This window comes from Corynebacterium gallinarum (assembly GCF_014837045.1).
Classification (GTDB): domain Bacteria; phylum Actinomycetota; class Actinomycetes; order Mycobacteriales; family Mycobacteriaceae; genus Corynebacterium; species Corynebacterium gallinarum.
On sequence record NZ_JACSPR010000005.1, the window covers coordinates 176,054 to 200,356 of the forward strand.

At 64.7% G+C, this 24,303-nt stretch carries 18 protein-coding genes and 2 tRNA genes; 11 read left to right on the forward strand and 9 right to left on the reverse strand.

All coding sequences use genetic code 11. The features are described 5' to 3' along the window. Nucleotides 1–4 precede the first annotated feature (4 nt). The 3 genes from H9627_RS08735 to can all read right to left on the reverse strand — a co-directional run bounded on the left by H9627_RS08735 (nucleotide 5) and on the right by can (nucleotide 4,478). Nucleotides 5–766 (reverse strand): glutamine amidotransferase, encoded by a 762-nt coding sequence (locus tag H9627_RS08735; protein ID WP_191733621.1) that lies wholly within the window; start codon nucleotides 764–766, stop codon nucleotides 5–7. Nucleotides 767–895: 129 nt separating this feature from the next. Beyond that, nucleotides 896–1,462: a TetR/AcrR family transcriptional regulator gene (locus H9627_RS08740; RefSeq protein ID WP_191733622.1), complete on the reverse strand. Its 567-nt coding sequence runs from the start codon at nucleotides 1,460–1,462 to the stop codon at nucleotides 896–898. A gap of 202 nt (nucleotides 1,463–1,664) precedes the next feature. Continuing rightward, nucleotides 1,665–4,478 carry an aconitate hydratase gene (can, locus tag H9627_RS08745; protein ID WP_191733623.1) on the reverse strand — a complete coding sequence of 938 codons (2,814 nt, stop codon included), beginning with the start codon at nucleotides 4,476–4,478 and terminating at the stop codon, nucleotides 1,665–1,667. A 405-nt stretch (nucleotides 4,479–4,883) separates the two neighbouring features. On the opposite strand from can, the gene H9627_RS08750 reads away from it, so the two are divergent. The 3 genes from H9627_RS08750 (at nucleotide 4,884) to H9627_RS08760 (ending at nucleotide 9,175) form a co-directional block, all read left to right on the forward strand. After that, nucleotides 4,884–5,393, forward strand: a complete 510-nt coding sequence (locus H9627_RS08750; protein ID WP_191733624.1) for an Rv1476 family membrane protein — start codon at nucleotides 4,884–4,886, stop codon at nucleotides 5,391–5,393. A gap of 649 nt (nucleotides 5,394–6,042) precedes the next feature. Then, nucleotides 6,043–7,968, forward strand: a complete 1,926-nt coding sequence (locus H9627_RS08755) for a DIP1281 family NlpC/P60 protein (RefSeq protein WP_191733717.1) — start codon at nucleotides 6,043–6,045, stop codon at nucleotides 7,966–7,968. Nucleotides 7,969–8,041: 73 nt separating this feature from the next. Beyond that, a complete protein-coding gene (locus H9627_RS08760; protein WP_191733625.1) occupies nucleotides 8,042–9,175 on the forward strand; it encodes a ferrochelatase in 1,134 nt (377 codons plus the stop codon). A gap of 13 nt (nucleotides 9,176–9,188) precedes the next feature. Here H9627_RS08760 and H9627_RS08765 read toward each other — a convergent pair whose 3' ends face one another. After that, nucleotides 9,189–9,965, reverse strand: a complete 777-nt coding sequence (locus H9627_RS08765) for a hypothetical protein (RefSeq protein WP_191733626.1) — start codon at nucleotides 9,963–9,965, stop codon at nucleotides 9,189–9,191. 44 nt (nucleotides 9,966–10,009) lie between these two features. Here H9627_RS08765 and H9627_RS08770 point away from each other — a divergent pair, with 44 nt between their 5' ends. From H9627_RS08770 to H9627_RS08780, 3 genes are all read left to right on the forward strand, one after another. After that, a complete protein-coding gene (locus tag H9627_RS08770) occupies nucleotides 10,010–10,855 on the forward strand; it encodes a DUF3097 domain-containing protein (RefSeq protein ID WP_191733627.1) in 846 nt (281 codons plus the stop codon). 72 nt (nucleotides 10,856–10,927) lie between these two features. Then, nucleotides 10,928–11,356, forward strand: coding sequence for an NfeD family protein (locus tag H9627_RS08775; protein ID WP_191733628.1), 429 nt, complete (start codon nucleotides 10,928–10,930; stop codon nucleotides 11,354–11,356). A gap of 53 nt (nucleotides 11,357–11,409) precedes the next feature. Next, nucleotides 11,410–12,696, forward strand: a complete 1,287-nt coding sequence (locus H9627_RS08780; RefSeq protein ID WP_191733629.1) for an SPFH domain-containing protein — start codon at nucleotides 11,410–11,412, stop codon at nucleotides 12,694–12,696. Here H9627_RS08780 and H9627_RS08785 read toward each other — a convergent pair. Next, nucleotides 12,693–13,289: a MarR family transcriptional regulator gene (locus H9627_RS08785; RefSeq protein ID WP_191733719.1), complete on the reverse strand. Its 597-nt coding sequence runs from the start codon at nucleotides 13,287–13,289 to the stop codon at nucleotides 12,693–12,695. The two genes, H9627_RS08780 and H9627_RS08785, sit on opposite strands and share 4 nt — an antisense overlap. Before the next feature lie 65 nt (nucleotides 13,290–13,354). Beyond that, complete coding sequence (locus tag H9627_RS08790; RefSeq protein WP_191733630.1) at nucleotides 13,355–14,119, reverse strand: TVP38/TMEM64 family protein; 765 nt, start codon at nucleotides 14,117–14,119, stop codon at nucleotides 13,355–13,357. 250 nt (nucleotides 14,120–14,369) lie between these two features. On the opposite strand from H9627_RS08790, the gene H9627_RS08795 reads away from it, so the two are divergent. The 3 genes from H9627_RS08795 to meaB are packed head-to-tail and all read left to right on the forward strand — an operon-like array spanning nucleotide 14,370 to nucleotide 19,538. After that, a complete protein-coding gene (locus H9627_RS08795; RefSeq protein WP_191733631.1) occupies nucleotides 14,370–16,226 on the forward strand; it encodes a methylmalonyl-CoA mutase family protein in 1,857 nt (618 codons plus the stop codon). 8 nt (nucleotides 16,227–16,234) lie between these two features. Further along, a complete protein-coding gene (scpA, locus tag H9627_RS08800; protein ID WP_191733632.1) occupies nucleotides 16,235–18,454 on the forward strand; it encodes a methylmalonyl-CoA mutase in 2,220 nt (739 codons plus the stop codon). After that, nucleotides 18,447–19,538: a methylmalonyl Co-A mutase-associated GTPase MeaB gene (gene meaB / locus H9627_RS08805; protein WP_191733633.1), complete on the forward strand. Its 1,092-nt coding sequence runs from the start codon at nucleotides 18,447–18,449 to the stop codon at nucleotides 19,536–19,538. Before scpA ends, meaB begins: the two co-directional genes overlap by 8 nt. 69 nt (nucleotides 19,539–19,607) lie before the next feature. Here the strand turns inward: meaB and H9627_RS08810 are convergent, their stop codons facing one another. The 3 genes from H9627_RS08810 to H9627_RS08820 all read right to left on the reverse strand — a co-directional run bounded on the left by H9627_RS08810 (nucleotide 19,608) and on the right by H9627_RS08820 (nucleotide 20,621). After that, complete coding sequence (locus H9627_RS08810) at nucleotides 19,608–20,240, reverse strand: GNAT family N-acetyltransferase (RefSeq protein WP_191733634.1); 633 nt, start codon at nucleotides 20,238–20,240, stop codon at nucleotides 19,608–19,610. A 107-nt stretch (nucleotides 20,241–20,347) separates the two neighbouring features. Next, nucleotides 20,348–20,433 (reverse strand) — tRNA-Leu (locus tag H9627_RS08815). A 102-nt stretch (nucleotides 20,434–20,535) separates the two neighbouring features. Beyond that, a tRNA-Leu gene (locus H9627_RS08820) sits at nucleotides 20,536–20,621 on the reverse strand. Between the two features lie 170 nt (nucleotides 20,622–20,791). On the opposite strand from H9627_RS08820, the gene H9627_RS14335 reads away from it, so the two are divergent. After that, nucleotides 20,792–22,441, forward strand: coding sequence for an ABC transporter transmembrane domain-containing protein (locus H9627_RS14335; RefSeq protein WP_404826202.1), 1,650 nt, complete (start codon nucleotides 20,792–20,794; stop codon nucleotides 22,439–22,441). Beyond that, the gene (locus tag H9627_RS08830; RefSeq protein ID WP_191733635.1) at nucleotides 22,438–24,276 is read left to right on the forward strand and encodes an ABC transporter ATP-binding protein; all 1,839 of its coding nucleotides are present in this window, start codon (nucleotides 22,438–22,440) and stop codon (nucleotides 24,274–24,276) included. The genes H9627_RS14335 and H9627_RS08830 overlap by 4 nt, the downstream gene beginning before the upstream one ends. Nucleotides 24,277–24,303 lie beyond the last annotated feature (27 nt).

Below are 24,303 nucleotides of genomic sequence, written 5' to 3' on the forward strand. Positions count from 1 at the left end.
GGGCTCAGGCGGTGACCGCCGGCAGTCGGTGTTCGGCACCGTCCGCCGGGCGCGTGCCCTCACAAACCTCGACGAAGTTGCGCAGCACCCGGTTGGCATAGACGGCATCCACACTCGGCAGGCTGGCGATGATCTGGTCGTAGTCCTCGGGGGAGAAGTAGCCGTAGTTGGCGTAGAAGTCCATGCGGTTCTTCATGGCCAGGGCATCCATGTCGGCATGGAACTGAACTGCCCAGGTCGTGGTGTTCGCCCGGACCATCTGCACCGGGCAGGTGGGACCGGTGGCCAGCACCCGGTGACCGGGGGCAGCGGTCACGACATTTTCCGTATGCCCCGTAAACGACATGAACGTGTCCGGCAGGTCATGGGTGAGGATGTCGCGCTGTCCCTCCTCGGTGAGGTGCACCGACGTGGGTCCGGACTGTTCCGGGTGAGTCCGTCCGACCTCCCCGCCGTCCAAGTGGGCGAGGAACGTGTTGCCATAACAGACGAACATGGTGGGCAGTGGTTGCCGGGCGAGGGCTGCGAGCTGACGGTGGACGTGGTGCTGCCACGCGTCGTATTCGAAATTGGTCACATTCAGCGGACTGCCGCCGACGATGACACCGTCGAACCCCTCAAGGCTACCGACCATGGTATCCACCGAATCCAGCATTCGGGAGGTCAGTTCATCGGGCTTCAGTCCCGTGGACTGAAGGAAATCACGACGCTCGGCGGCGACCACTGCCTCGCCCTGGCGGGGTTGTACAAGAAGAACTGAAACCATACCGCTTAGTCTAGATGGTGGTCAGTTCTTTGGGAGAATCCGCGAGGTGGGATGCCACAAACCCCGGGGCCCGGAGATAATCCCGGGCACCGGGGTTTGTAGGTTGGACGTGGGCTGACCCAGTCCGGCTCAGTCCGGCCGGCGGACCGAGGTCTCCACCAGGTCGAGGACCTCGGAGAGCCCCTCGGTGGAGGCTCCCGTGGCCAGCCTGGAAATGAAGCCGTCCATCACCGTCTCCAGGTAGAGGTGGAGGACGTCGATGGGAACGTCGGTACGCATACGGCCCTTGTCGGCGTTGCGTGCCAGACGCACCCGCACCGCCTCGTCGAGGACACTCTGGTGGTCGGTCCACTTGGCGCGGAACTCCGGGTCGGTGCGCAGTTGCTTGGAGATCTCCAGTCGGATCGACAACCAGTCATACCGTTCCGGATCCTCCAACATTCCCCGCATGACCTCGACCAGACCGTTCTCCGACACGGTCTCGGCCATGCGGGCGGCATCCTCACGGGCCAGGGCGAGGAAGAGTTTCTCCTTATCACCGAAGTGGTGGAAGATCGCCCCGCGGGATTTCCCGGTGGCCTCCTCCAGTCGGCGTACGGTGGCGCCTTCGTAACCGTGTTCCGCAAAGCACCGGCGGGCGCCTTCCAGGATCTCCTGGCGACTGTTCAACGGCTTATCGCCTGTCGCTACGGACACGTGGACTCCTTAGGGGAAGGTGCATGCCTCCCGATGGGACGCATGGGCAGGGGTGTTGTGGTGAAGATGGAGGTACAACAATGGGGCCCCACCTGGAGTTGGCTGCTCATCGTTGTACACGATGAACAGTGCTCAGGCGGTGGGGCCCCATCACCATCCGTGTCACCGGTGGGTGTCACGGATGGTTGGTGACCGCTTCGGTTTAGGAAGCAGCCATCTGGCGCAGCACGTACTGCAGGATGCCACCGTGGCGGAAGTAGTCAGCCTCACCGGGGGTATCGATGCGGACGACAGCGTCGAATTCGACCTTCTCGCCGTTTTCCTTGGTGGCGGTGACCTTGACGGTCTTCGGGGTGGTGCCCTCGTTGAGAGCGGTCAGACCGGAGATGTCGAAGGTCTCGGTGCCGTCGAGGCCCAGGGACTCGTGGGACTCGCCTGCCGGGAACTGCAGCGGGACAACGCCCATACCGATGAGGTTCGAACGGTGGATGCGCTCGAAGGACTCGGTGATGACTGCGCGGACGCCGAGCAGGTTGGTGCCCTTGGCAGCCCAGTCACGGGAGGAACCGGTGCCGTATTCCTTACCGGCGAGGACGACCAGCGGGATGCCGGCTTCCTTGTAGTTGACGCAGGCATCGTAGATGAAGGCCTGTGGGCCACCCTCTTGGGTGAAGTCGCGGGTGTAGCCACCTGCGATGTCAACCAGCTGGTTCTGGAGGCGGATGTTGGCGAAGGTGCCGCGCATCATGACCTCGTGGTTACCACGCCTGGAACCCAGGGAGTTGTAGTCCTGACGCTCCACACCGTGGGCGTCGAGGTACTGTGCGGCCGGGGTGCCTGGCTTGATGGAGGAAGCAGGGGAGATGTGGTCGGTGGTGACCGAATCGCCGAGCTTGGCCAGAACGCGGGCGTTCTCGATGTCGGTGACCGGCTGTGGCTCAGCGGTCATGCCATCGAAGTACGGAGCCTTGCGGATGTAGGTGGAGTTCTCGTCCCACTCGAAGGTCTTACCGGAGGGGATGTCGAGTTCCTGCCACTGCTTGTCGCCCTTGAAGACGTCAGCGTAGTCAGCCTCGTAGAGCTCACGGGAGATGGCGGCCTGGATGGTCTCCTCGATCTCCTCGGTGGAAGGCCAGATGTCCTTCAGGAAGACATCGTTGCCGTCCTGATCCTGACCCAGGGCCTCGTTCTCGAAGTCGAAGTCCATGGTGCCGGCGATCGCGTAGGCGATGACCATGATCGGGGATGCCAGGTAGTTCATCTTCACGTCGGGGGAGATACGACCCTCGAAGTTACGGTTACCGGACAGGACTGCGGCGGCAGCCAGATCATGCTCGTTGATGGCCTCGGAGATCTCCTCCGGCAGTGGGCCGGAGTTACCGATGCAGGTGGTGCAACCGAAACCGGAGAGGTAGAAGCCGAGGGCCTCGAGGTCCTTCCAGAGGTCTGCACGCTGGTAGTAGCCGTCAACAACCTGGGAGCCCGGAGCACAGATGGTCTTGACCCATGGCTTGGACTTCAGGCCCTTCTCCGCAGCCTTACGTGCGATCAGGCCAGCGCCGATCATGACGGAGGGGTTGGAGGTGTTGGTGCAGGAGGTGATGGAGGCGATGGCCACCATGCCGTGGTCGATGGTGTACTCGCCACCCTGTGGGGAGACAATGGTGACCGGGTTGGACGGACGACCCTCGGCGGTGGACGCGGCGGATTCGCCCTCGCCCGGCCAGGATGCGTTGTAGTTGTCCAGGTTGGAGGCGGAACCCGGCTGGGTGCCACCCTCATTGGCCATGCGCTTGGCAGGGATGGACTGATCGACCTGAACCGGATCGTTGGTGTAGGTCTTCAGATCCTCACGGAACTGCTCCTTGGCCTCGGACAGCAGAATGCGGTCCTGCGGGCGCTTCGGGCCAGCGATGGAAGGAACAACGGTGGACAGGTCGAGCTCGAGGTACTCGGAGTACTCGGCCTCGGGTGCGTCCGCCTCGAGCCACATGCCCTGAGCCTTGGCGTAAGCCTCGACCAGTGCGGTCTGCTCTTCCGGACGACCGGTGAGACGCAGGTACTTGATGGTCTCCTCGTCGATGGGGAACATCGCACAGGTGGAGCCGAACTCAGGGGACATGTTGCCGATGGTTGCGCGGTTCGCCAGCGGGACGGACTTGACGCCGTTGCCGTAGAACTCAACGAACTTCTGAACAACACCGTGGTCGCGGAGCATCTCGGTGATGGTCAGAACGACGTCGGTGGCGGTGACTCCGACCGGGATCTCACCGGTGAGCTTGAAGCCGACGACGCGTGGGATCAGCATGGAGACAGGCTGGCCGAGCATGGCAGCCTCTGCCTCGATGCCGCCGACGCCCCATCCCAGGATGCCGAGGCCGTTTTCCATGGTGGTGTGGGAGTCGGTACCGATGCAGGTATCCGGGTATGCCAGACCATCGTTGTCGAAGACGACGCGGGCCAGGTACTCGATGTTGACCTGGTGGACGATGCCGGTTCCCGGAGGAACAACACGGAAGTTGGAGAATGCCTCGGAGCCCCAACGCAGGAACTGGTAACGCTCCTCGTTGCGCTCGTACTCGATCTCAACGTTCTTCTCGAGTGCGTCTGGGCGGCCGAAGGCCTCGACGATGACGGAGTGGTCGATGACCATCTCAGCTGGGTTCAGTGGGTTGACCTCATCCGGGTCGCCACCGAGGGTCTTGACGGCTTCGCGCATGGTTGCCAGGTCGACAACGCAGGGGACGCCGGTGAAGTCCTGCATCAGCACGCGGGCCGGGGTGAACTGGATCTCAATGCTTGGATCAGCAGATGCATCCCAGTTGGCGATGGCCTCGATGTGCTCCTTGGTGATGTTTGCGCCGTCCTCGGTGCGCAGAAGGTTCTCGCCGAGAACCTTCAGGGAGTAGGGCAGCTTCTCCATGCCAGGCACTGCGGAGAGGGCGTAGTAGTCATAGGACTTCTCGCCGACCTGCAGGGTGCTCTTAGCATTGAAGGAGTTCTTGCTTTCAGTCACAGTGAGCTCCAATTCTAACTTTTCCAGTGTGAGATTCTCGTCGGCCTTCGCGTTGCTTGAGCCGGCGTGAGGAAAACTTCAGGCCCTATGCCACAGTCGCGGACAGGAACCCTACGTCCCCATTATCCTAACAGTACGATCGTTCTGCCGGGTACGTTGGGGGCTACTGACCGTCATTTCCCGCCCCATCTCTGCGCCTGCTAGCTTGGTTTGTGCTGATAGGCAGCGGATATGCAGATCATGGGCAAGGTGGGGCAAAGCGCCACCAGACATTTTTCCTGCCCCCATGATACCCCCGTATGTCGGTAGGGTTGCCATCTGACGCTCTTTATTACCACCTATAACTGTATTCACTGCACCGCTCACCTCCCATTCCCTCGACCTGCAGAAGGCTGGCACCACCTCATGATCCCAGACAACATTGATATCGACGCCCTCGCCCGAGATCTGGAGGACGACGCTGTCGCGATGGGTGCTGAGATGAGGGAGCAGCACCCCGCGATGGAGGAGGAGCTCAGCAGGATTGCGGAGGAGGCTGCGGACGGGGAGTTCGGCACCCTGGGGTATGTCGTGCTGGACAGCACGCCCCCGGTCACCGCGGATCTGCGTGATATCGCCCAGGAGCTGGTGAACACAACCTCCTTCGACACTGTGGCGGTGCGTTCTCCCGGGTCGGGAGCCGTGGTCAGTGACATCCACGCCCGGGCCTCCCTCGAGGCTGCCCAGCACGAGATGCTCGGAACCCCTGATTATGTCGAAGGGGCTTCGTTACTTGTTCGTGATGTAACGGGCTCGCCGCTGGCTGATATTGACTGGGCTCAGATGGCCCTGCTGGGCGGTGTGGTCTTGGCGGTTGTTCTAGTTCTGGCCCTGTTGTTCACGCGACGTCGACCACTGGAAACGCAGAACCTCTAAATAGTCAAGTTTGCAGGATTGACATCTGATTACTCGCCAGCCCAGCCCTTCGCGCCCCTCAATCCTTCGGGCGGATCTCGATTTGAGAAAATGTGGCTAACATCACAATAACGAAACGATAAATCATTTACGCAGGTGGGGCGTGCAACTTTTTGCACAATCAGCGCCTTCGTTGCGTTACCGTTGTGAAAGATGTCTCGAATGTTACCAACGTGGCCTAATGTGCAGATATCGGCTCATGGGTTGAACCTGTACCTCTGAGGCGGATGATTCGCAAAAATATTCAAGTACATAGCCTTGAATGCAGCTCACCGCGCTGGTGATAGGTGAAATTTTCGGGCAAACGGGGAAGCTTGCCGGGACGTGATCATCATCAGTGCAACTGTATGCGTAGATTCTGCTCGGAAGTTCTCCGTTTTATCCGTGGGCTCCCTTATTGCTGTCGGATGGCACCTGTTTCCAGCCTGCTGGGATTTTCTCCAGTCAGGAGGCTTGATTCGGGTGCGATCTGAAACGAACAGGAGATCACGTGGTTAGTAACGCATCACGTCTACCGCGCAAGCGGGTTGCCCAGGCCCCCCGCGGTCATTCTTTTCGCATCGGTTCCATCAGCCGCACGCTGATCGCGGTCGCCATCAGCGGAAGCCTCATGGTTGGACTGACACCCGCGGTTGCCCAGCCGGTCAATCCTGACGACGCGGCCATCGCCGGCGCACGGGAGAATGTGGAGTCCGGAAGCGGGGAGGTCTCCCGCCTGGCGGGATCCCTGTCGCAGGCGGATGCCGAGATCAACCGCCTCGAACTGGAAATGGGTGCACTGCGTGAAGCGGTGAACAAGGCGCTGGTGGATCTCCACGACGCCCAGGCAGAGGCTGAACGCGCACGGCAGAATGCTGCTGCCGCCAAGGCGGAGCTGGAGGAATCCCAGCTCCAGATCGAGGCGGCGCAGGACAGGCTCGATGAGATCTCCCGCGCGGCCTACCGTCAGAACGGTGCCTCCCGCGGAATTGCAGGCGTCTCCGGCAACGGTGTCTCCGAGGATGCCCTGGACCGCCAGACCTACCTCCGCACCACCGCGCAGAAGCAGCGTGAGGCCGTGGAGGAGCTCGACCGGCTCCGCACCGAGAACGCCAACAAGGAATCGGCCCTGCGTGAGGCACGGATTCTGGCTGAACAGCGTGAGGCCGAGGCGGCGGAGAAGGAACTTCAGACCCGCGCAGCCATCGATGAGAGCTCCGCTCAGCTCGCCGTTCTCAATACCAACCGCACCAACCTGGTGGCGGAGCGGGAGGAGGCCGAACGTAATCTGGCCCTCGCCCGCGCCAACGTGGACACCCTCCAGGGGCAGCGTGCGGAATTCGAGGAATTCCAGCGCGCCGAGGAGGAACGCCAGCGCGCTGAGGCCGACGCTGCCGCCCGGGCTGAGGAGAAGCGTCTCGCCGATGAGGCTGCTGCCGCCGCCGCGGAGGCTGCAGCAGCAGCGGAAGCCGCCGAGCAGACAGCCGCACAGGAGGCCGCCGAGGCACAGGCCGCGGTCGAGGCCGAGCAGGCCCAGGCCGTCGCCGAACTCGCCCCTGAGGCAGCCGATGCAGCCGATGCAGCCGCACCGGCGGAGCCCCAGGCCGCTGCCCGGGTCCAGGCAGCGCCTGAGGCCCACACCCAGGCCACCCAGCAGGCCCAGGAACAGGCCGAGGCGCAGGCCACCGAACAGGCTGATGCCCAGCGCCAGGCGGAGGAAGCCCGTCGTGTCGCAGAGGAGGCCCAGGCAGCCGCGGAAGCCGCAGCCGCCGATGAGGCACAGGCCCAGCAGCTGCGTGATCAGGCACTCACCGCAGCCTCCGTTGCGGCAGCCGCACTCATTGCCGCCAGCCAGGCTGAGCACGCCACCACTGAGAATCCCTACCCGTCCGGTGAGGATGCCGAAGCCGGTACCATTGCCGCCATCCAGGGGCCTGAGGTTCCGGCGGAGGCACCGGTCGTTGAGGATGACCTGTGGACTGAGGATGACTATGTGGAGCTGGAAGATCTGGGTTCGGGTTCGCCCCAGTCCTCCGGGTCCCTCGACGTCCCAGAGGCTCCGATCACCTCCGATGTTGGTTCCATCAGTCTCTCCGATGTCACGGAGTCTGCCTCCGAGCTGGTGACGGGTGACCGCGCCGCGCAGATCGAGACGGTCATCGCGCGCGCCATGGCCCAGGTCGGCACCCCGTATGCCTGGGGCGGTGGCAACGCCAACGGTCCGACCCTGGGTATCCGTGATGGTGGTGTCGCGGATTCCTACGGTGACTACAACAAGGTGGGCTTCGACTGTTCGGGCCTGGTGCTCTATGCGTTCGCCGGTGTCGGCATCGCATTGCCGCACTACACCGGTTACCAGTACCAGCGCGGAACCAAGGTCAGTCCCTCCGAGATGCAGCGCGGCGATCTGATCTTCTACGGTCCCGGCGCCTCCCAGCATGTTGCGATCTACCTGGGGGATGGGCAGATGCTCGAGGCTCCGAGCTCCGGCTCCACGGTGCAGGTCTCCCCGGTCCGCTGGTCCGGTATGACTGAGTACGCTGTCCGCCTGATTTAGTCTCAACCTATCAATCTGGCTGTATTTATTCTCTTTTGTGCACCATCAACCTTTGGTTGGTAATGTACGTTCTATGAACGCACGCACACCGGACACTAAGTCGGACGCCTATGATGCCCTCCTCGTTCTCTCCTTCGGTGGCCCCGAGGGACCCGAGGAGGTTCGTCCATTTCTGGAGAATGTCACCCGGGGCAGGGGAATCCCCCCGGAGCGGCTCGATGAGGTGGGTGCCCACTACTACCACTTCGGTGGAGTGAGCCCCCTCAACAGGCTCAACAAGGAGATCATCGCCAACGTCGAGGCTGAGCTCGCGGCGCGCGGATACGATATCCCCGTCTATTTCGGTAACCGCAACTGGAAGCCGTTCGACAATGAGGCGGCCGAGCAGATGGCCGCCGACGGGATCCGGAACGCCCTCGTCTTCGCCACCTCCGCCTGGGGTGGATACTCGGGATGCCGTCAGTACCACGAGGACATCCAGGGCATGCGCGCCCACCTGGAGGAGATCGGGGCGCCGGAGGTCACCTTCACCAAGCTGCGTCAGTTCTACGACCACCCACGGTTCGTGCGCACCATGGCACAGTACGTCCGGGAGTCCTTCGACAAACTCCCGGAGGACCTGCGTGATGAGGCGCGACTGGTCTTCACCGCCCATTCGATCCCACTGAACGCGAAGGATGTCGACGGCACCCCCATCGACGGGTCGATCTACTCCCGTCAGGTGGAGGAGTCCTCAGCGCTGATCGCCAAGGAGGTTGGTGTCACCGACTTCGATGTGGTCTGGCAGTCCCGTTCGGGCAGCCCGCATGTGCCGTGGCTGGAGCCGGATATCGTCGATCACGCCGTCGAGCTCAACGAGACCAACGGGCAGAAGGCCCTTGTGGTCTGCCCGGTAGGCTTCATCTCCGATCACATGGAGGTGATCTGGGATCTTGATTCCGAGCTGATGGACGAGGCCACCAGGCGCGGGATGATCATTGAGCGCGTGGCCACCGTCGGTCCCTCCGATGAGTTCGCGACCATGGTCGTCGACCTCATCGACGAGATTGAGATGAAGCGGGTGATCGAGCGGCTGGGCACCCTGCCGGTGCGGGGCTCCACCGTCAACGGTGAGCCCTGCGTCCCGGGATGCTGCGCGCCACGCAAGCGCCCAGCGGCCTCGCAGACCAACCCGAACGCGGACGCCCCGGTGGCGTCCCGCTCCTAAAAGCCCGCAGTAACTATGCCCTCGCGAAATCCGCGAGGGCATAGTCCACCCCCACCATCCGCGCGGTACGGATGTGCCGCCACAGGGGGATCAGCTGCGGGTCCAGGCTGTGGTCGCCGATGGTGGACTGCACCGTCTCCACGATCGCAGCCACCCGGTCGGCGCGGGCGAACAGTTTCGCCGAGCGTGCGGGAACCGCGTGCGGCAGCCCCGGGGTGTCGTAGAAGTCCGAGAGTGAACCCACGGTCAGCCGTGGGTTTTTCAGTGACCGCGGCGCCAGGGAGGAATACGCGGTGCTCTCGATGATCATTGCTGCGCGGGATGTGGCCTCACTGAGCATCTGATCCGCCTCGCCGGGGGAGACGGCCGCACCCGCCGGCAGGTGCCCCTCGACGCCCAGCCACTCCCAGTTCGTGGAATCGCCCCGGCGGTCGGGGATCAGTGCGTAGGACGTGAGCTTGTCGACGCCACGCACCACCAATGCGCCTTCCCCCGACCGCGTGACACGGCGCGCCGCCTCGGAGCCGGCCGGGAGCCCCGGTGCATCACCCGGACCGGAGAGCACCAGTGAGATGACAGGGGAGTCGAACGGCGCGTCGACAAGCGGCTGGACGGTGCCACGCACCACGCGCAACAGATCCAGCAGACCCCCGTCCCCGAAGGTGTGCGGCCCGCCGAGATCGACGAAGGCGTCGATGACGTCCTCGGTGGGGACCAGGTCATAAACCCATGCGCCGAGCCACACGGCCGTGTTCTGCAGGGGCGAGTAGATGTGTGAACGAATATCCATATCGGGCGAAAGTCTAGCCCAGGACTTCGCTAGGGTGTATCACCATGAGCTTCTCCGATCCCTATGCAGCAGACATCCTCGGTGGACACACCCGCAATAAGAAACCCGAGTACCCCACCGTCCCGGCGACACCGGGCCTGGTGGTCGAGGTGCGTGCCGACGGTTATGTCGGCGCCGTCATCGGCTTCGAGCGCACCTACGACGGCGACTTCATCCGCCTGGAAGACCGTCGGGGCCGGGAGGCGTTGTACAAACTGCGCACCGGTGCCTTCATGGTGGACGGGCAGATCGTCACCCTGACCCGCCATGTGCCCACCCAGCAGCCACGGAAATCGAACTCCGGATCGCGCCGGGTGGAGAATGTGCAGGCGAAGGTGGCCGCCCCGTCGCGCATCTGGGTGGAGGGCATCCATGATGCCGCCATCGTGGAGAAGGTCTGGGGCCACGATCTCCGGGTGGAGGGCGTGGTGGTGGAATACCTCGAGGGTCTGGACAACCTCCCCGAGCGCCTGGCGGAGTTCCAACCCGGGCCGGGCCGACGCATCGGTGTGCTCGCCGACCACCTGGTGGAGGGATCGAAGGAAACCCGGATGACGCGCTCGCTGGGGCCCGATGTCGCGGTGACGGGCCATCCCTATATCGATATCTGGGCGGCGGTGAAACCGGAACGCCTCGGCCTGCGGGCCTGGCCGGAGGTGCCCTACGGCGAGGACTGGAAAACCGGTATCTGCCGACGGGTGGGGTGGTCCGATCCGAAGGAGGGGTGGCACCGCGTCTATAACGCCGTCACTTCCTTCCGGGACCTGGACCACACCCTCATCGGGGCGGTGGAACGGCTGGTGGATTTCGTGACCAACCACGACCTGAGCAAGGAGGATGTGCTGGCCTAGCTGTACAGCCCGGGAGTCGGTCGGGTGTGATAACCCTGTCTCCCACCCACAGGTTTCTGTACGGTGGTTGGCGTGGGAGCAATAATCTGGTTTATCGGAAGCCTGGTGCTGGCGGGACTCGAGCTGGCGGTGGGGGAATTCACCCTGTTGATGCTTGCCGGTGCGGCGCTGGCCACCGCCGGTGTGTCCCTGGTCGGTGTGCCTGTCTGGGCGGAGTTCGCCACCTTCGCGGTATCGGCCTTCGCCCTGTTGTTCTTTCTCAAGCCGGCGCTGCAACGTCGTCTGATCAAGCCCGCCGCCCTGGACACCTCGGTACGCGCCCTGGTGGGAAAACAGGCCGTGGTGCTCGAGGACGTCACCGGCGTCGGCGGGCAGATCCGCCTGGACGGTTCGATCTGGTCGGCACGCAGCATGGATCCGGCCCACACCTTCACCGAGGGGCAGCACGTCAGTGTGGTGCGCATCGACGGTGCCACCGCGGTGGTGTGGGCGGAACCCTGACCCCAGACCACCAGCCACCCCAGTCCTAATCCATACAGACATCCGGAGGAAGCATGTTCGGCACAATCCTGGCGATAGTAGTACTCGTCTTTGTTGCTCTCGTGGTAATCAAGTCGCTCGCCTTGATACCCCAGGGTGAGGCGGCAGTCATTGAACGACTCGGCCGGTACACCCGCACCGTGGAGGGAGGGCTGACCCTCCTGGTGCCCTTCATCGACCGGGTCCGCGCCCGCGTGGACACCCGTGAACGCGTGGTCTCCTTCCCACCCCAGGCGGTCATCACCCAGGACAACCTGACCGTGGCCATCGACATCGTGGTCACCTTCCAGATCAACGAACCGGACCGTGCGATCTACGGTGTGGACAACTACATCATCGGCGTGGAGCAGATCTCCGTGGCCACCCTGCGTGATGTGGTGGGTGGCATGACACTGGAGGAGACACTGACCTCCCGTGAGGTGATCAACCGACGCCTGCGTGGTGAGCTGGATGCCGCCACCACCAAGTGGGGCCTGCGCATCAGCCGAGTGGAGCTGAAGGCCATTGATCCACCACCATCGATCCAGCAGTCGATGGAAAAGCAGATGAAGGCGGACCGCGAGAAGCGCGCCACCATCCTCACCGCCGAGGGTCAGCGTGAGGCTGACATCAAAACCGCCGAGGGTGAGAAGCAGGCGAAGATCCTCTCCGCCGAGGGTGAGAAGCACGCGGCCATCCTCGCGGCGGAGGCGGAACGCCAGTCCATGATCCTGCGCGCTGAGGGTGAACGTGCGGCACGGTACCTCCAGGCGCAGGGTGAGGCCCGCGCCATCCAGAAGGTCAACGCCGCAATCAAGGCTGCAAAGCTGACTCCAGAGGTGCTGGCGTATCAGTACCTGGAGAAGCTGCCCCAGATCGCCGACGGCAAGTCCTCCAAGATGTGGGTCATCCCGAGCCAGTTCGGGGACTCCCTGGAAAGCTTCGCCCGACAGTTCGCCAACAAGGACGAGCAGGGGACCTTCCGGTATGAACCGGTCTCCGTCGATGAGGAGACGAAGAACCTCGCCAACGCGGACAACACCGATGAGTGGTTCTCCACGGAATCCGATCCGGAGATCGCCGCCGCCGTGGCCGCCGCCAATGCGGTGGCCAACAAGCCGGTTGATCCCGATCCGGCGGAGATCGCGATGGGGAAGGTTCCAACGAGTTCCGACTCTGGACTTGACTCAGGCCAGGGCGCGCTGACCCGTGCAGCCGCACCCAACGATGATGAGATCCAGGCGGGACAGGCCACCCAGGAGTTCCTCCGCGCCCGTGATGCGGAGCAGCTGCCCCTCGATCCGGATGGGGAACGGCGCTAGACCCTGGCCGAGTGCTCCAGCAGGTTGACCGCCAGCTGCCACCCGGCCTGCTCCGCCTGCCACCCGGCCGCCTGGAGGCGCTGGGACATCGCCTGCTTGGAGATGCCCAGTTCCGCGGCGGCCTCATTCTGATTCATCCCTGACCGCATAAGCGAGGTGGCCTCACGCCCCTCGAAGGACCGCTTGGACAACACCTGGGCCATCAGGGCAAACGATGCGGAGATGTTGAATGCCCGCGGATCATCACGACGAGCACCGACGATGCGGACCTTCACGGCCCCTGCACGCGCGGTGGGGCGTAGGGCGTCGCTGGCGGTCTTCTTGGCCAGCTCGATCTGGGCCTCATCCTCGTCGGTGGGCTTGTCGACGCCCGGCACCACACCGATACCGATCGCCCAGTCACCCGCGGCGAGCAGCGCCATCACGACATCACAGGCGGTGGCGGACTGGGTGATGTGGGCGCGGATATCCTCCACACCCAACAGCTCGAATTCGCCCGCCCCCTCGAGGGTCGACAGCGCCTCGGCAAAACGGCGGACCAGTTCGGCCCGTCGGGTGTCGCGACCCCTGTACCTGGCATGCAGTGCCCACATCGACGACCAACCCCTTTCAGACATGAATATCCAACACAAGACCTCCTGAGTCTACCGTGCTCGTTCTATTTCCCAGACTTGACTGGCAGACGCCGGTCCAAAATGAGGCCAACCACACCCAGACAGGCCAGGGCGAGGGTGAACACCACGGCGGTGGCACTGCCGGAGCCGACGACGGCGTCGCCAAGCACCACCGTCGCGATCGTGCCGGGCGCGGAACCGACCGCGGTGGCCACGGTGAACGCCAGCAGCGGAACGCTGGTCAGGGCGGCCACGTAGTTCAACAGCGAGAACGGGACCGCCGCGATCATCCGTAGTGAGGCGATCGCCAGCCAGCCACGGTCCCGCAGCCGCGCGTTGATCCGTGCCACCGCCGGGTGGGTCAGACGCGGCCGCATCCATCCGCCGAGGAGCCCCCGCACGATGAGCAGGCTGAGTGCAGCGGAGACCGTGGTGGACCCGAGCGCGATGAGCGTGCCCTGCCACGGGCCGAAGAGGACACCGGAGGCCAGGGTGAGCACGGTGCGCGGGATGGGGAACTGGGTGATCACCACGTAGAGACCGACGAACAACCAGACGAAGGCGGGACCCGCGCTGTCCGCCCAGTCCCGCAGGGTGGTGATCGACGGGACATCCACCACAACGGTGATGGCCACCGCCACGATGACCGCTGTGAGAACAGACACCTTCTTCCACGCGGGCCACCGCCGCAGATCGCCCCACGCATCGGTGGCCAGGGAGGTGAGGAAGTGGAAAGCCGAGCTGAAAGAGGTGTTCAACCTGCCGGACACCGTCGCCCGGGTCGTGCCGGGGCTGCTCTCAGAACTCATGGGAGACACCTTACAACCATCCCGGTGTGTCCCTAGACACCTCCGTTAGGGGGGTAAGTACAACGGTTGTGGCCTATCCTGAAAAGTGCACTTGGACACAAACGCGCGCGAATGTCGTGTAGTTGTGTGCCAGCGCTCCGGCTGGGTGCAGATTACTCCCGAACCGGTGGATGCGATGTCCGCCATGGGGGCCTGAAATCCGGTTGGAGAACCACTGACTCATTACATTTCGATGGGAAGTATTTCCACCTTGACTGATCTCAGGAATGCCTCGTTGCCCGAGGAATTCACCGACAGCCTTGACGCCTGGCGCAAAGCTGTAGTGGGTGTGTTCGCACGGGTGAGCAAAAAGGACGTAAGCGATGTGCCCTCCGATGTGTGGAGGAGACTCATTGTCACCACCAACGACGGTGTGGACATCTCGCCCCTGTACACCCGCGCCGACGAGAACGGCGCCCCGATCGACGAACTGCCCGGTGAGTTCCCCTTCACCCGTGGCGCAGCGATCGATGCGGACCGCGCCGGCTGGGGAGTGACCGAGACCTTCGGCTCCTATGATGATGCCGTCTCCGAGGTGAACCGGCAGATTCTCCACGCACTCAATTCCGGTACCACCACGCTCCGCCTCGATCTGACCGGCAAGCTCGGCCCGGCGGATCTCAAGGCTGCGCTGGAGGGCGTGTACCTCAACATGGCGCCGGTCGTCCTGAGCGCGGGGGCCCGGACCACCGAGGCCACCGAGGCTCTCTACGCACTCGCCGACGCCGCCGGCACCGGCCTCGCCGCCGTCACCCTGGGTGCGAGCCCACTGACCTCGGCCGTGGACGGTTCCGAGTCGGTGGACCTGGACGCCACCGTCGAGCTGGCCCGCGCGGCCAGCGCGCGGGAGAACGTCCGCGCCGTGCTTGTCGACGCCGTCTCGTTCTCCAACCAGGGTGCCAGTGACGCCCAGGAGATCGCACTGGCCCTGGCCGCCGGCATCGACTACGTCCGCGCCCTCGTGAATGCTGGACTGAGCACCGAGCAGGCCCTGGACCAGATCGCCTTCCGCTTCGCCGTCACCGATGACCAGTTCGGTCAGATCGTGAAGCTGCGCACCGCACGTCGCCTCTGGGCACGCGTTGCCGAGGTACTGGGACACCCGGACCTGGGTGGCGCCCCACAGCACACCGTCACCGCACCGGTGATGTTCAGCCAGCGTGACCCGTGGGTCAACATGCTGCGCAGCACCGTCGCCGCGTTCGCCGCCGGCGTGGGTGGAGCCACCGACGTCGAGGTCCTCACCTTCGACACCGCCATCGACGGCGGTAACCCGGGCACCACCCGCAACTTCGCGCACCGCATCGCCCGTAACACCAACCTGCTGCTGCTGGAGGAGTCCCACCTCGGCCATGTCATCGACCCGGCCGGTGGCTCCTACTATGTGGAGTCCCTGACCGACGATCTCTCTGAGAAGGCCTGGGCGCTGTTCGCCGACATCGAGGCCAAGGGCGGTTTCCGTGAGCAGCTGGACAACGGTGCCATCGCCGCGGCCCTGGATGAGATGCACGAGACCACCCGCCAGCAGATCGCGAAGCGCCAGAAGCAGCTGACCGGCATCAACGAGTTCCCGAACCTCGCCGAGGCACCACTGCCCGCCGAGAAGCGTCAGGAACCCGCAGGTATCCGCCGCTGGGCCGCTGAATTCGAGGCACTGCGCAACCGTTCCGACGCTTTCCTCGAGGCCAACGGTGCACGCCCGACCATCGGTCTCATCCCGGTCGGCCCGCTGTCCAAGCACAACATCCGCACCGGCTTCACCACGAACCTGCTGGCCTCCGGCGGCATCGCGGTGACCAACCCCGGTGAGCTGACCCCGGGAACCCCGGAGTTCGATCAGGCCGCCACCGGATCCGACATCGTCGTCATCTGTGGCACCGACCAGGAGTATGCCGCCACCGGTGAGCAGGTCGTCGAGAAGCTCCGTGCAGCGGGTGTGAAGCAGATCCTGCTCGCCGGCGCACCGGCGAGCTTCGAGAACGCCCAGCACGCCCCGGACGGCTACCTCAACATGAAGATCGACGCCGCCTCCACCCTGGCCACCCTTCTCGACGGACTGGGAGCATAAGAAAGATCATGACCACAATCCCCAATTTCTCCGAGGTACCCCTCGACGGTCCCGCAGCTGATGCAGGAACCACCGCCACCCCGGCCGGTGCCGACCAGGTGTGGAACACCCCGGAGGGCATCGACGTCAAGCGCGTGTTCACCGAGGACGACCGTGCCGCGGCAGCCGCCGCCGGCCACCCCCTGGATTCCCTCCCGGGCCAGAAGCCGTTCATGCGCGGGCCGTACCCGACCATGTACACCAACCAGCCGTGGACCATCCGCCAGTACGCCGGTTTCTCCACCGCGGCCGAGTCCAATGCGTTCTACCGCCGTAACCTGGCCGCCGGTCAGAAGGGCCTGTCCGTGGCCTTCGACCTGGCCACCCACCGCGGCTACGACTCCGACAATGAGCGCGTGGTCGGCGATGTGGGCATGGCCGGTGTGGCCATCGACTCCATCCTGGACATGCGTGAACTCTTCCAGGGCATCGACCTGTCGAGTGTGTCCGTGTCCATGACCATGAACGGCGCCGTGCTGCCGGTCCTCGCCTTCTACATCGTGGCGGCCGAGGAACAGGGTGTTGCCCCCGAGCAGCTCGCCGGAACCATTCAGAACGACATTCTGAAGGAGTTCATGGTCCGCAACACCTACATCTACCCACCGAAGCCGTCGATGAGGATCATCTCGAACATCTTCGAGTACACCTCCCTGAAGATGCCGCGCTTCAACTCGATCTCCATCTCCGGCTACCACATCCAGGAAGCCGGAGCGACCGCCGACCTCGAGCTCGCCTACACGCTTGCCGACGGCATCGAGTACCTCCGCGCCGGCCAGGAGGTGGGTCTGGACGTGGACAAGTTCGCCCCACGCCTGTCCTTCTTCTGGGGTATCTCCATGTACACCTTCATGGAGATCGCGAAGCTGCGCGCCGGTCGTCTCCTGTGGAGCGAGCTGGTGGCCAAGTTCAACCCGAAGAACCCGAAGTCCCAGTCGCTGCGTACCCACTCGCAGACCTCCGGTTGGTCCCTGACCGCCCAGGATGTCTACAACAACGTGGCCCGCACCGCGATCGAGGCGATGGCCGCCACCCAGGGCCACACCCAGTCGCTGCACACCAACGCACTCGACGAGGCACTCGCGCTGCCCACCGACTTCTCCGCACGCATCGCGCGTAACACCCAGCTGCTGCTGCAGCAGGAGTCCGGCACCGTCCGCCCGGTCGACCCGTGGGCCGGTTCCTACTACGTGGAATGGCTGACCAACGAGCTGGCCAACCGCGCACGCAAGCACATCGAGGAGGTCGAGGAGGCCGGCGGTATGGCCCAGGCCACCGACCAGGGCATCCCGAAGCTGCGCATCGAGGAATCCGCCGCCCGCACCCAGGCCCGCATCGACTCCGGCCGCCAGGCCCTGATCGGTGTGAACCGGTATGTCGTCGACGAGGACGAGCAGATTGAAGTCCTCAAGGTGGACAACAGCAAGGTGCGCGTCGAGCAGCTGGAGAAGCTGGCCCGTCTGCGTGCCGAGCGCGACGAGGACGAGACCCGCCGTGCACTGGACGCCCTGACCGCCGCGGCCCGCAACGACAACAAGAAGCCGGGCGATCTGGAGCAGAACCTGCTCAAGCTCGCTGTCGACGCCGCTCGTGCCAAGGCCACCATCGGTGAGATCTCCGATGCGTTGGAGGAGATCTTCGGACGTCACGAGGCCGAGATCAAGACACTGTCCGGTGTGTACAAGGACGAGGTAGGAAAGGAGGGTGAGGTGTCCAACGTCAAGCGCGCCATCGCCCTGGCTGACGCCTTCGAGGAGCAGGAGGGTCGTCGCCCCCGTATCTTCATCGCCAAGATGGGACAGGACGGCCACGACCGTGGCCAGAAGGTCGTCGCCTCCGCCTATGCCGACCTGGGCATGGATGTGGATGTCGGACCGCTGTTCCAGACCCCGGCCGAGGCCGCCCGCGCCGCCGTGGACGCCGATGTCCACGTGGTGGGCATGTCCTCCCTGGCCGCCGGTCACCTGACGCTGCTGCCTGAGCTGAAGAAGGAACTGGCCGCCCTGGGGCGTGAGGACATCCTGGTCACCGTCGGTGGCGTCATCCCACCGGGTGACTTCCAGGAGCTCTACGACAACGGCGCCGTCGCCATCTACCCACCGGGCACCGTCATCGCCGACTCCGCCATCGACCTGATCACCAGGCTGGCAGCGCACCTCGGTTTTGAGCTGGATGTAGATGAGGATGCCTGACAGGGAATTTCTGGAGGACACCCTCGGCACGCTGAGCACCACCGGCGGCACGGATCTGGGCGCCATTGTCCCACCGGCCCCGGAGATGCTCCGGCGTGCGCGCCAGCGGATCAACGTCGATGAGCTGTACGATGCCGTCCTGGCCAACGAACGCACCAAGGTCGCCCGGGCCATCACCCTGCTGGAGTCCACCTCCGCGGCACACCGGGAACTAGCCCAGGAGCTGCTGGTCCGGCTGCTTCCGCATTCCGGTAACGCCCTGCGCATCGGTATCACCGGTGTGCCGGGTGTGGGCAAGTCCACCTTCATCGAGGCGCTCGGCATGCACCTGATCGGTGAGGGACACCGGGTGGCGGTTGTGGCCATCGACCCCTCGTCCACCAAGACCCGGGGTTCGATCCTGGGGGACAAGACCCGCATGTCGAAGCTGTCGCGGGAGGATAAGGCCTTCATCCGGCCGTCCCCATCGGCAGGCACCCTCGGTGGTGTGGCCAAGGCTACCCGCGAGGCGATGGTGGTGTTCGAGGCGGCCGGTTACGACATCATCATCGTCGAGACCGTCGGTGTGGGCCAGAGTGAGGTGGCAGTGCACCAGATGGTGGACATCTTCACCTTCCTGGCACTGTCCGGTGCCGGTGATCAGCTGCAGGGCATCAAGAAGGGTGTCCTGGAGATGGCGGAACTGGTGGCCATCAACAAGGCTGACGGTGCGAATGAGAAACCCGCCAAGCGGGCCGCCCGCGATCTGGCCGCGGCCATGCGGATGGTCCGCAGCCAGGATGAGATCTGGCATCCACCGACGATCACCATGTCCGCGGTGGAGGGCACCGGTGTGGATGTCTTCTGGGGTCATGTCCAGGAACACCAGAAGGTGATGAGGGAGAACGGTCTCTTCGAGGAGCGCCGCCGTCATCAGCAGGTGGGCTGGATGTGGCAGATGGTCCACGAGACGATCCGCATGCGTCTGGAGAACGACCCCGATGTGAAGACGGTCAGCCGTGACATGGAGAGGGCACTGCGCGACGGTGCCACCACCCCGACGCTGGCTGCCCGGAACATCCTGGCGGCGTTCGACAGTATCTAGCTGGCGTCAAGGCAGAACCGGATCCGCCCACACCCCCATGTGACACAGGGGGGTGCGGGCGGATTTTTCCTAGCGGGGCATGGTCGGGGGACGCCACATGGCGAACTCCGAGGGGAGATCATCGTTGTCGGGCAGATACCCCAGGGGCACGAACCCGTGGCGGTGGTACAGCTGCGCCGAGCGTGTCGAGGTGGCCTCCAGATAGATCGCCTCCTCGCCGGCACGGTCAATGCCGTGGGTGAGCAGGGCGGTACCCACCCCGGTGCCCCGGGCCTGGGGGACGGAGGCGATGGTGTAGAGGTACCAGTGGGGGAATTTCGGGTGCATGCGTGCGGAACGGAACCCCTGGGCCAGGAACTGCGGGGTGCGTGCCCCGAACAATGTGACCAGCCGGGGGAGCAGGCGGGCCTCATCCAGGACACCGTGGTCGGAATCCGGGGCGTCCCACAGGGCCACGCCGACGATGTCACCGGCCTCATCCAGAGCCACATCCACGGTGTTCGCAGTGGCGTACCGGGTCTGCAGCTGGAGTTCGAACAGGCCCCGCAGCAGACGGTTCCCGGGATCGGGCTGGGGAATCCAACGCAGGAAACCGGGATCTGTGGCGAAGGTGTCGACGAGGATGTCCGCGATCACCGGGAAGTCTGAGGTGTGAGCTGTTCTGACGGTGATGCCGGGGGTGGTGGGACCTGGTGTGCTCATGTCATCCACCTTAGATCAGGTGGGAATACGGCCGGGACTGGACCCGGGAATGCAATAAGGCCCCGATCCACTGGATCGGGGCCTTACTGGTGTTCACTCTTCACGAGTGCCCAGAGGGGGACTTGAACCCCCACGTCCGTTAATAGGACACTAGCACCTCAAGCTAGCGCGTCTGCCATTCCGCCACCTGGGCTGGTGTATAACAAGGACACCGGGCGACAACCCGGCATCAGGCAAGAAATAAGACCCCGACCTGTAGATCAGGGCCTCAAAAGGTTACTGTGTTGAAACAGTGTGCCCGGAGGGGGACTTGAACCCCCACGTCCGTTAATAGGACACTAGCACCTCAAGCTAGCGCGTCTGCCATTCCGCCACCCGGGCTGGGTGTTATGGGCGTAACTGCCCTTGGCACGAGATAAACAATAACCCCAACCCTGAGTAGAAGACAAATCCCCAGTTCACACCGGGCACCGAGGGCGGGGAAGTTACACCCGTGTGAGTTCGGTCGGGCGAGAAGGGGACACCCGGGGGATTCGGGTACTTTAAGCATCATGGCAACCAAGTTCCGCAGGATGCGTACCTGGTCGTGGTTTGTTCCCGATTCCCCGACCGATGAAACGCCCCTTCTGCCCCGTGTCACCGGTTCCACCACCCGCGCCGCCACCTGGTCCCTGCTGTGGGCCCTGCCCGTGGGCACCTGGGTGATGGTGCTGGGGTTGTTGATCTCCAGTGCGATCAACGCGGGGGTGTCCCTGATCGTCGGACGAGGCACCGACTGGGCCTTCAACGACGGTGCGGGCCAGCTGTGGCCCGTGGTCGCGGTGGGGACGGCGATCGCAGTGTGCCTGTGGCTGATCTACATCCTCCAGGCCACCTCCGACGCCCTGACCGATCTCACCTCCGCGCGGGTGGTGCACACCCTGCGGCTGGAACTGTCCCGGATGTTGCTGACCACCCCGCGCAACACCCTGTCACCCGGCGCGGTCCTCAACACCGTGGACCAGGATTCCGTGCAGGTCGGGGCCTTGAAGAACATTCTCAACTTCCCGGTCGGCATGGTGGGTTTCCTCCTGGGGTCCACCATCGCCATCGCGCCGATCTCCCCACTGATCGCCGTGCTGCTGGTGTGCGGGGGACTGTCCACGGCGTTGGCGTCCTATCTGACCTCGGGGCCTCTGACGAGGATATCGGCGAGGCGTCGCAAAGCGGAGGCCGCCTCCATCGCGATCGCCACGGACGTCGCGCAGGGATCGCGCGTGGTCAAGGGGCTCGGCGCGGTCGAACACACCGAACGCCGCTTCGGGGCGGCTGCCGACGCGGCACTGGACGTCATGCTGCGCGAGTCACGTCTGCAGGCGGGCCTGAACTTCCTGCGGCAGTTCGTGCCCGCCGCCTGGTCCATCGGGCTGCTCGGCTATGCGGCGGTCCTGGCCTTCCGTGGGGAGATCACCCCCGGACAGATGATCTCCGTGACCCTGCTGGTCCCGCCGTCGCTGACGGTGCTGGGCATCTCCCTCGGTGTGCTCACCGAGCTGTGGGCCCGTGGGCAGGCCTCCACCCGCCGCGTCCAGCACCTGGCCGGTGAGCTTGTCGACGCCTCCCTGGCCCCCACTCCGGGTGAACCCCGGTGGGAGATCGACGCCGGTCTCACCGTGTGGAATCCGCGCAGCGCGGGGGACCGCCAGCTGGTGGATGCAGAACTGCAGCGCTGGCAGCTCCAGCCCGGGGTGGTGGTGGCACCGCACCGGGTCAGCGTGTTCGAGGGTTCCCTCGCCGACAACGTCAACCCGCTGGGTACCGTGCCACCGCAACACCTGCGGGATGCACTCTGGGCGGCGAGCTGCCGGGACATCCTGCGCAGACTCGGAGGTGAGCTCTCGGAGGGGGAGGGCACGGACCTTGTCCTGCCGGAGACACCGATCGGTGAGGCGGGACTCAACCTCTCCGGCGGGCAACGTCAACGCATCGCCCTGGCCCGGTTTCTGGCAGCCGACCCACCCGTACTCATCCTCGATGATCCCACCACCGGCCTGGACTCGGTCACCCTCGATCAGGTCGCGCGCCGGGTGGCCGGGTTGCGGTCGGGGTATCGCACGGTGGTGATCACCTCCAACCCCACCTGGTGGGGTGTGGCCGACCGCGTGGTGGAGGAGTTCAGCGGGCAACCGGCCCGCAGCCCGGAGAAGGAGACGGAACAATGAGCGACGTGAACAGGACAACCGGCCTGGATGACCGGGTGGCCGATGTGCTCGAACCGGCCACCGTGCGGGAATCGGGTCGCCTGCTGGGTGCCCTTCCCTCACGCCCCACCGCCGGATGGTTCACCGCCTTCCTGCTGGTTGCGGTGGTCACCGTGACCGCCATGGTGGGTACCTCGAATCTGCTGGGGTATTCCGTCAACATCATCAACGGTGACACCCTGCCGGTCATCGGTGGCGGATCCGGGGCCATGATGTGGCTGCTGGGGATCGTCGGCGTGGCGATCCTCACCGAAACCGCCGGCCGGTCGATCACCCAGTACCTCATCAACTCCCGCACCCGTCGGTTGTCGGTGGATCTGCGTAAGGCCGCCCTGTCCTCGGCACTGCGTGCCCCGGTGCCGGATGTCATGCAGTTGGGCACCGGCAATGTGATCAGTCGCATCACCCAGGATATCGACAACACGGTGCGCATCATCGCGATGACCGGTGTGCGCGTGGTGGTCACCGCCCTGATCTTCCCCCTGTCCATCCTGTCCCTGGTGCTCATCCACTGGTCCTACCTCCTGATCTTCGCCGTCATCATCCTCATCCTCATCCCGGGCGTCAGGGGAGCGGTCCGCGTCATCCCGCAGGCCACCAATGTGGTCTCCAGCACCGAGGCCCGACGCAACAATCTGCTGCTGGACACCATCAGGGGCATCGGGACACTCCGGGTGCTGGGCCTGGCCGACTGGGCCCTTGGACGGATGCGCCGGGCATCCTGGACCTCGGTGCAGGCCACCGCCGACCGCGTCCCGATCTTCACCCGGATCCTGCTCCTGGGGTCCATCGCCTACGGCCTGCTGCTCATCGGAACCTTCAGTCTGGGGGCGTATCTCGTGGCCACCGGTCACCTCTCCGCGGGTGCCGCCACCGCCGCCGTGTTCGTGGTGGTGCGCATGGAGGTGCACGTGTTCAACGTCCTGATGTTCGCCTCCGAGATCCAGAGCGCGGTCACCTCCCTGGGACGCGCCGTGTCACTGGCCACCCTGGCCAACCGTGCGCCGGCCGCGCCGGAACCCGAGGATCTGTCAGGCGCGCCGGAGGTGCAGGTGGAGAATCTCACCTACTCCTACCCGGGTGGGGCGGCGGTGCTCAAGGATCTCAATCTCACGCTCGCGCCGGGTACCACGACGGCGCTGGTGGGGACATCCGGTGCCGGTAAATCAACCCTGGCCGGTCTCATCGCCGGCCTGCAACGCCCCGATTCCGGCCGGGTGACCGTCGACGGTGTGGACACCGCCACGGTGTCCGACACCTGGACCACCCGCCAGATCACCCTCATCAGCCAGGAGGTGCACCTGTTCTCCGGCACCCTGCGGGAGGATCTCTCCATGGCGGCCGCCGGTGCGGGTGACGCGGAGCTGGACCGGGCCCTGGCCACGGTCGGTCTGGACAAGGGCAGCCCGGCCTATATCCGGTGGTTCCCCGACGGCCTGGACACCCCGATCGGTGCCGGCGCGGAGGAACTGTCACCGGAGATCCAGCAGCAGATCTCCCTCGCGCGCATCGTGCTGCGTGACCCACCCGTACTGATCATGGATGAGGCCACCAGTGAGGCCGGCAGTGACAATGCCCGCATGCTGGAGACCGCCGCCACCCGGATTGCCCGTGGCCGCACCTCACTGGTGGTGGCGCACCGTCTGGACCAGGCGGTGGTCGCCGACAGGATCATCGTCATGGAGGAGGGGGAGATCGTCGAGGACGGTACCCACGCCGAACTCGTGGCCCGCGGTGGCCGGTATGCGCGGCTGTTCGAGCGGTGGAGTGAGGGTGCTGATTCACAGCAGGGGTGACCGGGTGACTGCGCCCACATGGGTTTT

What these genes read in the sequence shown, in the direction of transcription:
- H9627_RS08780 (WP_191733629.1), top strand. Translation starts at nt 11,410, where the DNA reads ATGTTCGGCACAATCCTGGCGATAGTAGTACTCGTCTTTGTTGCTCTC.
- H9627_RS08735 (WP_191733621.1), bottom strand. Translation starts at nt 766, where the DNA reads ATGGTTTCAGTTCTTCTTGTACAACCCCGCCAGGGCGAGGCAGTGGTC.
- H9627_RS08790 (WP_191733630.1), bottom strand. Translation starts at nt 14,119, where the DNA reads ATGAGTTCTGAGAGCAGCCCCGGCACGACCCGGGCGACGGTGTCCGGC.
- H9627_RS14335 (WP_404826202.1), top strand. Translation starts at nt 20,792, where the DNA reads ATGGCAACCAAGTTCCGCAGGATGCGTACCTGGTCGTGGTTTGTTCCC.
- H9627_RS08755 (WP_191733717.1), top strand. Translation starts at nt 6,043, where the DNA reads ATGGTTGGACTGACACCCGCGGTTGCCCAGCCGGTCAATCCTGACGAC.
- H9627_RS08765 (WP_191733626.1), bottom strand. Translation starts at nt 9,965, where the DNA reads ATGGATATTCGTTCACACATCTACTCGCCCCTGCAGAACACGGCCGTG.
- meaB (WP_191733633.1), top strand. Translation starts at nt 18,447, where the DNA reads ATGCCTGACAGGGAATTTCTGGAGGACACCCTCGGCACGCTGAGCACC.
- H9627_RS08760 (WP_191733625.1), top strand. Translation starts at nt 8,042, where the DNA reads ATGAACGCACGCACACCGGACACTAAGTCGGACGCCTATGATGCCCTC.
- scpA (WP_191733632.1), top strand. Translation starts at nt 16,235, where the DNA reads ATGACCACAATCCCCAATTTCTCCGAGGTACCCCTCGACGGTCCCGCA.
- H9627_RS08785 (WP_191733719.1), bottom strand. Translation starts at nt 13,289, where the DNA reads ATGTGGGCACTGCATGCCAGGTACAGGGGTCGCGACACCCGACGGGCC.
- H9627_RS08770 (WP_191733627.1), top strand. Translation starts at nt 10,010, where the DNA reads ATGAGCTTCTCCGATCCCTATGCAGCAGACATCCTCGGTGGACACACC.
- H9627_RS08810 (WP_191733634.1), bottom strand. Translation starts at nt 20,240, where the DNA reads ATGAGCACACCAGGTCCCACCACCCCCGGCATCACCGTCAGAACAGCT.
- H9627_RS08830 (WP_191733635.1), top strand. Translation starts at nt 22,438, where the DNA reads ATGAGCGACGTGAACAGGACAACCGGCCTGGATGACCGGGTGGCCGAT.
- H9627_RS08750 (WP_191733624.1), top strand. Translation starts at nt 4,884, where the DNA reads ATGATCCCAGACAACATTGATATCGACGCCCTCGCCCGAGATCTGGAG.